This is a genomic window from Nocardioides korecus (assembly GCF_054778395.1).
Genome location: NZ_BAAGZO010000004.1, coordinates 1 through 13334, shown reverse-complemented (window position 1 = coordinate 13334; position 13334 = coordinate 1). Strand labels below are relative to the sequence as shown.

General features: G+C 72.6%; 12 protein-coding genes and 1 rRNA gene. 10 read left to right on the top strand and 3 right to left on the bottom strand.

The features are described from left to right. Positions 1-36 precede the first annotated feature (36 nt). From ACYVDA_RS08470 to ACYVDA_RS08435, 8 genes are all read left to right on the top strand, one after another. Positions 37-561 (top strand): (2Fe-2S)-binding protein, encoded by a 525-nt coding sequence (locus ACYVDA_RS08470; protein ID WP_460817180.1) that lies wholly within the window; start codon positions 37-39, stop codon positions 559-561. A 1-nt stretch (position 562) separates the two neighbouring features. Then, entirely contained in the window at positions 563-3073 is a 2511-nt protein-coding gene (locus ACYVDA_RS08465) for a xanthine dehydrogenase family protein molybdopterin-binding subunit (protein WP_460817178.1), read from the top strand. Next, positions 3070-3921 (top strand): FAD binding domain-containing protein, encoded by an 852-nt coding sequence (locus ACYVDA_RS08460; RefSeq protein ID WP_460817176.1) that lies wholly within the window; start codon positions 3070-3072, stop codon positions 3919-3921. The genes ACYVDA_RS08465 and ACYVDA_RS08460 overlap by 4 nt, the downstream gene beginning before the upstream one ends. A gap of 7 nt (positions 3922-3928) precedes the next feature. Continuing rightward, a complete protein-coding gene (locus ACYVDA_RS08455) occupies positions 3929-4696 on the top strand; it encodes an SRPBCC family protein (RefSeq protein ID WP_460817173.1) in 768 nt (255 codons plus the stop codon). A gap of 88 nt (positions 4697-4784) precedes the next feature. Next, positions 4785-5147, top strand: a complete 363-nt coding sequence (locus ACYVDA_RS08450; protein WP_460817170.1) for a lycopene cyclase domain-containing protein — start codon at positions 4785-4787, stop codon at positions 5145-5147. Then, the gene (locus tag ACYVDA_RS08445; RefSeq protein WP_460817167.1) at positions 5147-5506 is read left to right on the top strand and encodes a lycopene cyclase domain-containing protein; all 360 of its coding nucleotides are present in this window, start codon (positions 5147-5149) and stop codon (positions 5504-5506) included. Before ACYVDA_RS08450 ends, ACYVDA_RS08445 begins: the two co-directional genes overlap by 1 nt. Next, on the top strand, positions 5503-6288 hold the full coding sequence (locus tag ACYVDA_RS08440; RefSeq protein WP_460817165.1) for a class I SAM-dependent methyltransferase: 786 nt from the start codon (positions 5503-5505) through the stop codon (positions 6286-6288). Before ACYVDA_RS08445 ends, ACYVDA_RS08440 begins: the two co-directional genes overlap by 4 nt. Beyond that, entirely contained in the window at positions 6285-7874 is a 1590-nt protein-coding gene (locus ACYVDA_RS08435; protein ID WP_460817163.1) for an FAD-dependent oxidoreductase, read from the top strand. Before ACYVDA_RS08440 ends, ACYVDA_RS08435 begins: the two co-directional genes overlap by 4 nt. Here the strand turns inward: ACYVDA_RS08435 and ACYVDA_RS08430 are convergent. The 3 genes from ACYVDA_RS08430 to idi are packed head-to-tail and all read right to left on the bottom strand — an operon-like array spanning position 7862 to position 11801. Beyond that, positions 7862-9718, bottom strand: coding sequence for a DUF5914 domain-containing protein (locus tag ACYVDA_RS08430; RefSeq protein WP_460817161.1), 1857 nt, complete (start codon positions 9716-9718; stop codon positions 7862-7864). The two genes, ACYVDA_RS08435 and ACYVDA_RS08430, sit on opposite strands and share 13 nt — an antisense overlap. Continuing rightward, positions 9715-11205, bottom strand: coding sequence for a phytoene desaturase family protein (locus tag ACYVDA_RS08425; RefSeq protein WP_460817158.1), 1491 nt, complete (start codon positions 11203-11205; stop codon positions 9715-9717). Before ACYVDA_RS08425 ends, ACYVDA_RS08430 begins: the two co-directional genes overlap by 4 nt. Next, entirely contained in the window at positions 11202-11801 is a 600-nt protein-coding gene (idi, locus tag ACYVDA_RS08420; protein WP_460817155.1) for an isopentenyl-diphosphate Delta-isomerase, read from the bottom strand. Before idi ends, ACYVDA_RS08425 begins: the two co-directional genes overlap by 4 nt. 172 nt (positions 11802-11973) lie before the next feature. Between idi and ACYVDA_RS08415 the strand changes: the two genes are divergently transcribed. Both ACYVDA_RS08415 and ACYVDA_RS08410 read left to right on the top strand, forming a co-directional pair. Further along, positions 11974-12714 (top strand): GntR family transcriptional regulator, encoded by a 741-nt coding sequence (locus ACYVDA_RS08415; protein WP_460817153.1) that lies wholly within the window; start codon positions 11974-11976, stop codon positions 12712-12714. Positions 12715-13254: 540 nt separating this feature from the next. Continuing rightward, positions 13255-13334, top strand: a 16S ribosomal RNA gene (locus ACYVDA_RS08410); the annotation flags it as partial.

The following is a 13334-nucleotide window of genomic DNA, read 5'->3' as shown; positions in this document are numbered from 1 at the left end:
CGTCACATGACCCGAGCTGTCACTAGGAGTGCACCCATGGCCAGGATCGAACTCACCGTCGACGGGGCGAAGGTCTCCGACGACGTCGAACCCCGGATGCTGCTCGTCCAGTACCTCCGCGAGAAGCTGGGCAAGACCGGCACCGTGATCGGCTGCGACACCAGCAACTGCGGTGCCTGCACCGTCCACCTCGACGGCCGCAGCGTGAAGTCGTGCAACGTGCTCGCGGTCCAGGCCGCCGGCAGCGAGGTCACCACGATCGAGGGGCTCGCCAAGCACGGCGAGCTGCACCCCGTGCAGGCCGCCTTCCACGAGTGCCATGCGCTCCAGTGCGGCTTCTGCACCCCCGGCATGATCATGCAGTCGGTGGACCTGCTCAAGGAGAACCCGAACCCCTCCGAGGAGGAGATCCGCGTCGGCATCGAGGGCAACCTCTGCCGCTGCACGGGCTACCACAACATCGTCAAGGCCGTGCAGACCGCGGCCCGGGGCGGTGCCACCGGCTCCCACGCCGAGGGCGCGCCCGCCACCGAAGCCCAGACCGAGACCGTGGAGGTCTGACATGACCGCGACCCAGGAGACCACCACCGACTCCGCCGCTCCCCGCCTGGAGATCGGCCGCGACCGCCGGCGCAAGGAGGACCAGCGCCTCATCACCGGCCGCACCCGCTGGACCGACAACATCCAGCTCAACGGCATGCTGCACCTGGCCATGGTGCGCAGCCCCTTCGCCCACGCCAAGATCACCAACATCGACGTCAGCGAGGCGCAGGGCGCCCCCAACGTCGTGGAGGTCCTCACCGGCGCCGACCTGGCCGAGACCCAGGGCGTCCTGATCAACGCCTGGCCGATCACCCCCGACCAGGTCACCCCGGTGCACCTCCCGGTCCCCGCCGACCGGGTCAGCTTCGCCGGCGAGGTCGTCGCCGTCGTCGTGGCCCGCAGCGCCGCCGAGGCCCGTGACGCCGCCGAGCTGGTCGACGTCGACTACGAGGAGCTGCCGGCCGCCCTGGACCTGAAGGAGTCGGCCGAGGACAAGGTGCTGGCGCACCCCGACCTGGGCACCAACAAGAGCGCGCTGTGGACCTTCGACTCGGCCGCGGCCGGCACCGGCGGCGACGTCGAGGCCGCCATCGCCGAGGCCCGGGCCAACGGCGTCGTGGTGGAGCGCGAGTTCCGCCAGCAGCGCCTGATCCCGGCGTTCATGGAGCCCCGCTCGACCGTGGTCGACCCGACCGGCGAGCAGCTGACCATGTGGTCGGCCACGCAGATCCCGCACATCCTGCGGTTCGCGCTGGCCGCGACGACCGGCATCCCCGAGTCCAAGATCCGCGTGATCGCCCCCGACGTGGGCGGCGGCTTCGGCGGCAAGCTCCAGACCACCCCCGAGGAGTGGATCACCGTCGCGGTGGCGCGCCGCACGGGCAAGCCGGTGAAGTTCACCGAGACCCGCTCGGAGTCGCTGATGTCGGCCCACCACGGCCGCGACCAGTGGCAGAAGATCACCCTGGCCGCCACCAAGGAGGGCAAGGTCACCGGCCTCAAGGTCGACCTGCTGGCCGACCTCGGCGCCTACGTCAGCCTCGTCGGCGGCGGCGTCCCGGTCCTGGGTGCGTTCATGTTCAACGCGATCTACAAGTTCCCCGCCTACCAGTTCAACTGCCAGACGGTGCTGACCAACAAGACCTGGACCGACGCCTACCGCGGTGCCGGCCGGCCCGAGGCCACGTTCGGCATCGAGCGGATCATGGACGAGCTCGCGCTCGAGCTCGGCGAGGACCCGCTGGTGGTCCGCGAGCGCAACTGGATCACCCACGAGGAGTTCCCCTTCACCACCGTCGCGGGGCTGGAGTACGACTCCGGCAACTACGAGGCGGCCACGGCCAAGGCCAAGGAGAACTTCGGGTACGACGAGCTCCGCGCCGAGCAGAAGCGCCGTCGCGACAGCGGCGACAAGGTGCAGCTGGGCCTGGGCGTCTCGACCTTCACCGAGATGTGCGGCCTCGCGCCCAGCCGGGTGCTCGGCTCGCTCGACTACGGCGCCGGCGGCTGGGAGCACGCGAGCGTGCGGATGCTGGCCACCGGCAAGGTCGAGATCGTCACCGGCGCCAGCGCCCACGGGCAGGGTCACGAGACCGCGTTCAGCCAGATCGTGGCCGACCGGCTCGGCGTGCCCTTCGAGGACGTCGAGGTGCTCCACGGCGACACCCAGATCGCCCACAAGGGCCTGGACACCTACGGCTCGCGCTCGCTGGTCGTGGGCGGCGAGGCGCTGGTCAAGGCCACCGACAAGGTGATCGAGAAGGCCAAGCCGGTCGCGGCGCACATGCTCGAGGCCAACGTCGAGGACATCGAGTTCTCGGCCGGGCGCTTCGGCGTCCGCGGCACCGACCAGGGCGTGGGCATCACCGACATCGCGATGGCCGTCTTCGCCGCGCACGACCTGCCCGAGGGCATGGAGCCCTCGCTGGACTCCGACGCGACGTACGACCCGATCAACTTCAACTACCCCCACGGCACGCACCTGTGCGCCATGGAGGTCGACACCGAGACCGGTCAGGTCAAGATGCGCAAGTACACCTGCGTCGACGACATCGGCAACGTGATCAACCCGCTGATCGTCGAGGGCCAGGTGCACGGCGGCCTGGTGCAGGGCATCGCTCAGGCGTTGTGGGAGGAGGCGGTGTACGACGACTCCGGGACCCTGGTCTCGGCCAGCTTCGTGGACTACCTCGTGCCCACCGCCGCCGACACCATCAGCTACGACGTGAGCCACAACTCCACGCCGTCGCTGACCAACACGCTCGGCACCAAGGGCGTCGGCGAGGCCGGCACCATCGCCTCCACGCCGGCCGTGGTCAACGCGGTGCTCGACGCGATCCGCCAGTTCGGGGTGAAGGACATCCAGATGCCCTGCACGCCCGAGCGGGTCTGGAAGGCCATCCAGCAGGGCACCGCGGGTGCGCAGCAGGACACCGTGGGGGCCGCGGCCGCCCACTTCGACCCCGCCACCGACGGTGAGGGCCAGACCCAGCGCCACGACGGCGCCGGCAACGAAGGAGCAGGCCAGTGATCCCCACCCCGTTCGACTACGTCGCCCCGACCTCGGTCGAGGAGGCCCTGGCCGCCCTGGCCCAGCACGGTGACGAGGCCAAGATCCTGGCCGGTGGGCAGTCGCTGCTCCCGGTGCTGCGGATGCGCCTCAACGCTCCCGAGGTGGTCATCGACATCGGCAAGATCGACTCGCTGCGGGAGATCCGCGACGAGGGCGACACGATCAGCATCGGGGCGATGGCGACCTACCACCAGATCCTCGCCGACGCCGGGATCAGGAGCAGCCTCACGCTGCTCCACCAGGCGATCTCGGAGGTGGCCGACCCCCAGATCCGCCACCGCGGGACCCTCGGTGGCGCCCTGGTCCACGCCGACCCGGCCGGCGACTGCGGCGCCCCGACCCTGGCGCTGGAGGCCGACCTGGTCATCCAGGGCCCGAGCGGGGAGCGGACGGTGCCCGCGACCGAGTTCTTCGAGGACCTGTTCACCACCGCCGTGGGCGAGGACGAGATCCTCACCGCGATCCGGTTCCGCAAGCACGAGGGCTGGGGGACCCACTACGAGAAGTTCGTGCGGGTCGCCCACCAGTGGCCGATCGTCTCGGTCGCCGCGGCGGTCAAGGTCGACGGCGGGACCATCAGCGAGGCCCGCATCGGCCTGGTCAACATGGGCTCCACCGCCCTGCGGGCCAGCGCCACCGAGCAGGCGCTGGTGGGCCAGCCGGCCACCGAGGACGGCGTGCGCGCGGCGTGCGACCGGGTGGGCGAGGGCACCAACCCGCCCTCGGACCTCAACGGCGACGCGGCGTACCGCACGCACCTGGCCACGGTGCTGACCCGCCGGGCCGTGCTGAAGGCCGTGGGCTGAGGCGCCGATGGACCTCAAGCACGAGTTCACGGTCCCGGCCACGCTCCAGGAGACCTGGGACGCCTTCAACGACATCGCCAGCGTCGGGCAGTGCTTCCCCGGCGCGGTGGTGACCGAGGTCGACGGCGACACCTTCAAGGGCACGGTCAAGGTCAAGCTCGGGCCGATCGCCCTGGTCTACGGCGGCACCGGCACCTTCGTGGAGAAGGACGAGTCCGCCCACACCATGAAGATCCAGGCCAAGGGCAAGGACAAGCGCGGCAACGGCACCGCCGGCGCCGACGTCCTGGCCCAGATGAGCGACGTCGGGGGAGGCTCGACCCGGGTCCAGGTCACCACCGACCTCAACATCACCGGCAAGCCGGCGCAGTTCGGCCGGGGCGTGATCCAGGACGTCAGCGACAAGCTGCTCGGCCAGTTCACGGCCTGCCTGGAGAAGAAGGTCGGTGCAGCCGGCGCCCCGGCGACCGGCGGGTCCGACGGGGCCGACGGGGCTGACGGGTCCGCCTCGACGGTGGCCGCGGCCCCGGCTCCCGCCGGGGGTGACGCCCCCGTGGGCTCGCCGGCGTCGGGTGCGGGCACCACGACGAGGCCGGTCAGCTCGATCGGGACCTCGGGCTCTGCCAGCACGGCCGGCACCGGCGGCGCCGGTGCGGAGGACGACGCCCTCGACCTGGGGGCTGCGGTCCTGCCGGTGCTCGCCAAGAGCTACTGGCGCGAGGGCGTGATCGCCGTGCTGGTGATCCTGCTGCTGTCCCGGGGGCGCCGACGCTGAGCCGTCCCGTCCTGCCACGACGTCCCGTCCGGACCCTCCGGGCGGGACGTCGGCGTCTGGTCACCAGCGACCTCCTAGGCTGACCGCGGTGGACCACTACCAGTACCTCCTGCTGATGGCGGGCTGCGTGCTGCTCACCCTGCCCCTGGAGCTGGCGCTCGGGGCCAGGGTCTGGCGGCGGCCCCGCCGGCTGCTGCTCGCGCTGGCGCCGGTGGTGGTGCTGTTCTCGGTGTGGGACGTCGTGGCGATCGCCCGCGGCACCTGGCACTACAGCGAGCGGTTCACCACGGGCGTGCTGCTGCCCTTCGCCATGCCCCTGGAGGAGCTGGTGTTCTTCCTGGTCGTCCCGATCTGCGGGCTGCTCACCTACGAGGCCGTGGGACGGGTGCTCGCCCTGGGCGCCCGGCTGCGCGAGCGCCGTCGGGGCCCGGGCGTCAGGCAGGGTCGCTGATGCCGGAGTACACCGTCCTGGCCGTCGTGTCCGTGGTGGCCGTGGTCCTGCTCGAGCTGCGCTGGGCCCGCACCGGCGTCTTCGCCACGGCGCAGTACTGGCTCTCGATGGCGATCGTCGTCGGCTTCCAGGTCCTCGTCGACGGCTGGCTGACCAAGCTGTCGGACCCGATCGTGCTCTACGACGAGAGCGAGACCTCCGGCCTCCGGTTCCCCTGGGACATCCCCGTCGAGGACTTCCTCTTCGGCTTCGCGATGGTGACCCTGACCCTCCTGCTCTGGCTCCTCGCCGCCCGGCGAGAGCCCCCCGCCCCTGCCCACCCCGACCACGAACCCGCGTCCCCCCAGGAGACCCCGTGACCACCACCGCCCCCGCTCCCAACCCGGTGCCCGCGTCCTTCGACGGGGTGGCACCGACCTACGACCTGATGGTGGCGCTCAACCCCGGCTACCACCGCCACCTGCGGATCTCGGCCGACGTCCTGGTCGCCCAGCTGCCCCGGCCGGTGCCCGACCGGCCGGTGCGGCCGGTGCGGCCGGTGCGGATCGTCGACCTGGGCTGCGGCTCCGGCGCCTCGACCCGGGCGCTGGAGGCGGCCCTGCGCGCCGCCGGCCACACCTCCTACGAGCTCGTCGGCGTCGACGGGTCGGCCGGCATGCTCGCCCAGGCGCGGGCCAAGACCTGGCAGGGCTCCGTGCGCTTCGTCCAGGACGACGCCGAGCACCTCGAGCCCGCCGCGTGGGGTGAGGGCACGGCGGGCACCTCGGCGGCGTACGACGGGGTCTTCGCCGCCTACCTGGTCCGCAACGTCACGGCGCGCGACTCGCTGCTGCGCGGCGTGGTCGACCTGCTGGTGCCGGGCGGGGTCGCGGTGCTGCACGAGTACAGCGTCCGCGAGAGCCGGCGGGCCCGCGTCGTGTGGGACGCGGTGTCGTGGGGCGTCGTCGTGCCGCTGGGCCTGCTGACCGCCCCGCGCAGCCCGATCTACCGCTACCTGTGGCGCAGCGTCGTCGACATGGACCCCACCGAGCGCCTGCGCAGCCGGATGGTGGCCGCCGGTCTGACCGACGTCCGCAGCCGCACCTTCGGCGGCTGGCAGCGCGGGGTGCTGCACACCTTCACGGGACGGCGTCCGGCGTGAGCCCGGGTCCCCGTGGCCCCGCCGCGCCCGGCCGCTGGCGGCCCGGGCGCGACCGCCGCAGCGTGTGGCACCCGCCGGCCGACGGGCGCGCCGGTGACGACGGCCGCCACCACGTCGTGGTCGTCGGCGGCGGCATCGCCGGCCTGACCGCGGCGACGGCCCTGGCCGAGCGGGGCGTGCGGGTGACCCTGCTCGAGCGGGAGGACCGGCTCGGCGGCCGGGTGGCGGCCTGGCCGGTGGGCGAGCCGGGGGAAGGGCGCACGATGAGCCGCGGCTTCCACGCCTTCTTCCGGCAGTACTACAACCTGCGTGCGCTGCTCCGACGGGCCGACCCCGAGCTCGCCCGGCTGCGGCCGGTGCCGGACTACCCGCTCTCGCTCAAGGACGGCCCGACCGACTCCTTCACCGGCATCGCGCGGACGCCCCCGCTCAACGTGGCGAGCTTCGTGCTGCGGTCCCCGACCTTCGGCCTGCGCGACCTGGCCCGCGTCGACGTGGCCGCCGCGATGGAGCTGCTCGACGTCTCCTTCCCCGGGGCCTTCGAGCGCTACGACGGGGTCAGCGCGGCCGACTTCCTGGACCGGCTGCGGTTCCCCGACCAGGCCCGGCACCTCGCGCTCGAGGTCTTCGCCCGCAGCTTCTTCGCCGACTCCCACGACTTCTCCGCCGGGGAGCTCGTGGCGATGTTCCACTCCTACTTCGTCGGCTCCGCCGAGGGCCTGCTCTTCGACGTGCCGGTCGACGACTACGACACCGCGCTGTGGGCCCCGCTCGCCGACCACCTGCGAGGCCTGGGGGTCGAGGTGCGCACCGGCACGGGCGTCACCCAGGTGCGCCACGGCCGCGGCAGCGAGCGGTTCGAGGTGCTGGCCGGCTCGGGACCGGCGCTGCTCGCCGACGGGGTCGTCCTGGCCCTGGACCGGGCGCCCCTGCGCGCGCTGGTCGCCGACTCGCCGACCCTGGGCGACGAGCCCTGGCGCGCCGCGGTGGCCCACCAGCGGGACGCCCCCGACTTCGTGGTCTGGCGGGTCTGGCTGAGCCGCCCGGTGGCGGCCGGGTCGGCGCCGTTCCGCGCCACCAGCGGGTTCGGACCGCTCGACAACGTGTCGGTGCTGGAGCTGCTCGAGCACGGCGCCGCCGACTGGCACCGCGCGCACGGCGGGTCGGTGGTGGAGCTGCACGCCTACGCCGTCGAGGAGGCCGACGAGCCGCTGCGCGAGCGGCTGTGGAGCGAGCTGCTGGTGCTGCACCCCGAGCTGACCGGGGCGCAGGTCGTGGAGCAGGAGTGGCTGCGCCGGGCGGACTGCCCCCTGATCGGCACGGAGGCGTGGGCCTCGCGCCCAGGCGTGGTCACCCCCGACCCCAGCGTGGTCCTCGCCGGTGACGGGGTGCGCTGCGAGCTGCCCGTGGCCCTGATGGAGCGAGCGGCCACGACCGGGTGGCAGGCCGCCGACCGGTTGCTGGCGGCGTACGGCGTCCGCGGCCACGGCGTGTGGTCGGTGCCCACGGCGCCGCGCCTGCGCGTCGTGCCCCCGCTGCACCGGCTGGTGGCCGGTCGCGTGGGCCGGGCGGCTCAGACGCCGTAGTCCTCGCCGCGGCTGCGCAGCAGCCAGGTGCGCTCGGCGTAGGTGAGGTCGTCGACCCACAACCGCCGGGCCACCTTGCGCATGGCGGGGCGCAGGGCCGGGGCGAGGTGGCGGGCCACGGCGAACCCGGCCCGCTCCGAGGTCGCGATCGTGGCCTCGGTGACCATCGTGCGCGGCCGGCCCTGGGCGTCGGGGCCCAGCGGGGTCGCGTGCGTCTCCACCACGCTCCCGGCCCCCTCGCCGTCGACGATCGTCATCACGATCGTGCGGGCGTCGGGGCAGGCGAACTCCGCGCGGACCGGGACCCCCCAGGTGCGGCTGAGCCGGAAGGTGACGTCGACGGTGAGCACGTGCTCGTCGCTGGCCTCCTCCACGACGTGCAGGTGGCTGAAGGAGTAGGGGTGGAACCACGACCCGTGCCACGGGTCGAGCCGGTTGGCGATCACGTCGCGCGGCTCGCAGGTGCCGGGCACCTCCACGACCGCGGCCACCGAGGTCGCGGCGTCGGGGCGCGCGGTGATCCGCGGCGCCGGCGTCGTCTCCTCGCCCAGGGTGGACAGGCGCACCCAGAGCAGCACCCCGTCGTCGTGGGCGGCGTACGGCGTCCACCCGGCCGCCCCGGTGGGCGGGAGGGCGAGGCCGTGCCAGCGGCAGTGCAGCGTGTCGCCGAAGACCTCGCAGTCCTCGAGCAGCGCGCCGAGGTGGGGGCAGCTGCCGGGGCCGGCGACGACCCCGTCTGCGGTGCGCCACAGGGTCACCTCCTGGCCGCCGACGGTGCGCACGATCGAGCGGCTCCGCAGCGCGGTGCTGGGGGCGACGACGTACCAGCCGCCGGGGTCCTGCGCGAGGGCCGCGTCCAGCGAGCGGCGGATGCGACGGGGGCTGGCGTCGCGCCAGCTCGGCTCCAGGCGGTCGCGCGCGGGCATCCGGCGCAGCTCGACCGGCACCCGGGGCCGACCGTCGGAGGTCCGACCCGGCGAGAGCACCGTGCGGGCCGCGGTGCCGGCCTTGCGCCAGGTGGGCACCCGGGCGCGCTCGGCGAAGACGTCGTAGTCGGAGGCCTCGATGCGGTCGAGGATCTGGCTGTAGAGCACCCGGGCGGTGCGCACGCAGCGCTCGGCGGAGCCGCCGAGCAGGGCCAGGCCGCGGTCGGCCTCGGCGTACAGCGCCCGGTTGCGCTCGATCTCGAAGCGCATCACCGACCGCCAGCCGTCGTCGACCGTGCGCCGGGCCGGGTCGGCGCCGAACCGCTCGAGGTCCTCCTGGGGGAGGTAGACGCGGCCGCGGTCGAGGTCCTCGCCGACGTCGCGCAGGAAGTTGGTCAGCTGGAAGGCCAGGCCGAGTGAGCGGGCGGGCTCGAGCGCCTCGGGGCTGCGGGGCTGCAGCACGGGCAGCATCATCTCGCCGATCACGGCGGCCGAGCCGTCCATGTAGCCCAGGAGGTCCTCCCAGCTGCGGTAGCTGCTGGTGTCCAGGTCCTGGGCCATCGCGCCGAAGAAGCGGTCGAAGCAGCCGGGGTCGATGGCGCAGTCGGCGACCGTGCGGGCCGCGGCCGCGAGCACCGGGTCGGTGCTGGTCCCGGTGGCGACGGCGTCCTCGAAGCGGCTGCGGAAGGAGGCCAGCTGCGAGCGGGTGGCCTCGACGTCGCGGCCCTCCGCGACGGCGTCGTCGACGATGTCGTCGGCCAGCCGGCACAGCGCGTAGACGGCGTGCACGTGGCGGCGCCGCTCGGCCGGCAGCAGCGCGGCCCCCCAGAAGTACGTCGTCCCGTGCCGTCGGGTGAGCTCCGCCGCCTCGCGGTAGCCCTGCGCGACGACCGGGTCGAGGGTGTCGAGCACGCTCACGACGCCACCCGCCGGGGCGAGGGCAGGTAGTCGGCGCACCGCTGCGCGGCGAGCTTGCCCGAGATCAGCACCATCGGCACCCCGACGCCGGGCGTGGTGCCGGAGCCGGCGAAGAACAGCCCCGGGATCCGCTTCTCGACGTTGCCGGGCCGGAACGGACCGGTCTGGAGGAAGGTGTGGGCCAGGGCGAACGGCGTGCCCTGCTCCATGCCCTGGGCCTGCCAGTCCAGCGGGTCCACGAGCTCCTCGGCGACGACGTCGGTCGGGTATCCCTCGGCGTCCAGGAAGGCCATCAGCGAGTCGCGCATCGGAGCCCGCTGCTTCTTCCAGTCCACCTCGCCGGCCAGGTTGGGCACCGGCTCCAGGACGTACATCGTGGTGCTGCCCTCGGGCGCCAGGCTCGGGTCGGTCAGCGACGGCACCGTCACCAGGCGCGAGGGGTCCGGCATCATCCGGCCCTGCTTGATCAGCGCGTCGAAGGCGGAGTCCCAGGCCTTCGCGAAGTGGATGTTGTGGTGGCGCACGCCCGGCGCGACCGTCCCGCGGGCGCCGACGTGCCACACCACCGCGGAGGGGGAGTAGGTGCCACGGCGCACGACCCGCGGCGGGGTCAGGTCCGGGAGCAGGTTCCGGTAGGCGACGGGGAGGTCCAGGGTGCACACGACGGCGTCGGCGCGGATCTTCTCCCCGCCCTCCACCTCGACGCCGGCGACGGCCCCGCCGGGACCACGCAGGACACGGGTGACCGACTGGCGGTAGCGGACGTCGACGCCGGCGCGCAGGGCGGCCCGCTCGAGCGCGCGCGGCACCTCGCTCATCCCGCCGACGGGGAAGTAGACCCCCTCGATGCAGTCCATGTAGGTGATCACGGCGTAGAGGCTCAGTGCCGAGCTGGGCGGGAGGCCGGCGTACATCGCCTGGAAGGTGAAGAGCCGGCGCAGCCGCTCGTCGGTGAAGCGTCGCGACACCGCGGGACCCAGGCGACCGAAGCCGCCCATCCCCAGCAGCTTCGCCGCCGCCGCGGGGGAGCGGAGCAGGTCGAGCGGGGAGTCGAAGTTCTGGTCGATGAAGTGGGGCAGCTCCACGTCGTACAGCCGCTTGAGCCAGTCCACGAAGCCGTCGAAGGCCACCGCGTCCCCGGGGCTGCAGGTGCGCTCGATCTCGGCCCGCATGGCCTCGTGGCCGTGGCGCACCTGGATCTCGGTGCCGTCGTGGAACCGGGCGCGGTACGCCGGGTCCAGCCGTTGCAGCGTCACGACGTCGGCCAGGTCGCTGCCGGCCGCCCGGGTGGCGTCGGCCAGCAGTTCCGGCATGGTCATCACGGTCGGGCCGGTGTCGAAGACGTGGCCGCCCTTCTCGACCCGTCCGCCGCGCCCGCCGGGGATCGCCTCGCGCTCGACCAGGACCACCTCGTGGCCCTGCCCGACCAGGTGGCAGGCCGTGGAGAGCCCGGCCAGGCCGGCCCCCACGACGACGACCGTGCTCATCGGCCGACCTCCCGGTCAGCGAGGGGCGCCACGGGGCCCAGGGCCACGAGCTGGTCGACCATCCAGGGGCTGAACGCCATGGGGGTGCGCACCACCGCGCCGTGCAGGTCCTCCCAGGCGACCCACGCCGTCTCGGCGACCTCCTCGGGGTGCGGGCGCAGGGCTGCGTCGACCTCCGCCGCGTCGACGGAGGCGACGTGGACGGGGCACAGCTCGTTCTCCACCAGCCCGCTGGCGTCGACCGCCCGGTAGGAGAAGCTCGGCAGCACCACCCGGGGGTCCGCCACCTCGATCCCGAGCTCCTCGGCCACCCGACGACGCGCGGCGGCGGCCGGTGCCTCGCCGGGCCGGGGGTGGCCGCAGCAGGTGTTGGTCCACACCCCGGGCCAGGTGCGCTTGTCCAGCGCCCGCCGGGTGAGCAGGGTCCGACCGTCCTGGTCGACCAGGTGCAGCGAGAAGGCGAGGTGGAGCGGGGTGTCCCGGTCGTGCACGGTGGTCCTGGGGGCGGTGCCGATGGGGGTGCCGTCGTCCCCGAGCAGGACGACGTCGTCGCCGCCCGGTGAGCTGGCCGGGGGGGAGGGAACGGGGATGGTCACGAAGGTGCACTCCTGTGATCGCGCCTGGACCCCGACCATAACGAGACGCGGCAACACCCCTGCCGATCTCGGGCGGGGACCCCGTGGGCGCGAAATGTTGGCCCCATCTGGCCCGTTACCCCACAACCTTGGCTAGGTTCAGGCCTGATGGCACGACGAAGGAGCGCAGACGGTGGTTGACGAGCACTCCTCCCGCGGGGGAGGTCGACGTGGACGCAAGCACGTCCTGGTGCGCGAGTACGTCCGCTCGGTGATCGTCAGTGCCGAGCCCGGGACACCGGCACCCTCCGAGCGCGACCTGGCCGAGCAGTTCGGGGTGGCGCGCATGACCGTGCGTCACGCCATCGACGCGCTGGTCGCCCAGGGACTGCTGGAGCGGGTCGCCGGACGCGGCACGTTCGTGACCAAGCCGCTGATCGACATGCAGATGCGGCTCTCGGCGTACACCGAGGAGATGGAGCGGCGCGGGAAGCGCCCGGAGTCGCGCACCCTGCTGGCCCGGCGGGAGAGCGCCGGTCCCGGCGTCGCGCGAGCGCTGGAGATCGAGGAGGGGTCCGCGATCGCGCACTGGCAGCGGTTGCGGCTGGCCGACAACGTCCCCATGGCCATCCAGCACGTCTACCTCTCGCTCGACCTGTTCCCGAACTTCCTCGACGACCAGCTGCCGAGCTCGCTCTACTTCTGGCTCGCGATGCGCGACCTGATGCCCACGTGGGGGGAGGACTCGGTGCTCGCCGGGATCGCCACGGAGGAGGAGGCCGAGCACCTGGAGCTCGAGCCCGGAGCGCCGGTCCTGCACATCTCGCGCCGCGCGTTCTGCCGCGAGAACGTCGTGGAGGTGACTCGCAGCGTCTACCGGGCCGACCGCTACACGCTCTGGGTCCCGGTGCTCAGACCCGAGCACCTGCGCTGACCTGCGGGTTCGCGAAAGGGGTACCCCCGATTTCGCGTTCCCCGCAGACGTGTGTACTGTTCTCTTTGTCGCCAGGGAGCGGCGGGACACAAAGCCGAGAGGCTGGGTGGCCGGCCCCCGGGACACTCGACCAGGTCGGGACTTCGGTTCGGACTGGACGGCCCTCATCGAGGGTGACGCAGAGCAACTCGGTTTGCTCGGAGTCGAGACTGGATCACCAAGTCCCCGGATTTGACGGGGCCAAGCGGAGCCGGTAAGTTTTACCAGGTTGCCCCGCGGCCCGGATGGAAATCCGCTAGCGGTGCGCGTTTGATCCTTGAGAACTCAACAGTGTGTCAAAAGTCGACGAATTAATTTACCTGTCGCGGATTGGTCTGGTGCCTTTTGGGTGCTGGGTTGGTTTGTGATGGTTCCTTTGGTAAGAACAATGATTCTGACAATGTTTATTGTCAGTGATCGTTCCTCTTGCTGGGGTTTGAACACAGGTTGAAGATTTGGTCGCTGTCGCTTCCTTTGTGGGGTGGTGGTGGCTGTTTGTTTTCAACGGAGAGTTTGATCCTGGCTCAGGACGAACGCTGGCGGCGTGCTTAACACATGCAAGTCGAGCGGTAAGGCCTTTC

Coding starts and splice junctions, on each gene's coding strand:
- ACYVDA_RS08470 (WP_460817180.1), top strand. CDS start 37: ATGGCCAGGATCGAACTCACCGTCGACGGGGCGAAGGTCTCCGACGAC.
- ACYVDA_RS08465 (WP_460817178.1), top strand. CDS start 563: ATGACCGCGACCCAGGAGACCACCACCGACTCCGCCGCTCCCCGCCTG.
- ACYVDA_RS08455 (WP_460817173.1), top strand. CDS start 3,929: ATGGACCTCAAGCACGAGTTCACGGTCCCGGCCACGCTCCAGGAGACC.
- ACYVDA_RS08445 (WP_460817167.1), top strand. CDS start 5,147: ATGCCGGAGTACACCGTCCTGGCCGTCGTGTCCGTGGTGGCCGTGGTC.
- ACYVDA_RS08425 (WP_460817158.1), bottom strand. CDS start 11,205: ATGAGCACGGTCGTCGTCGTGGGGGCCGGCCTGGCCGGGCTCTCCACG.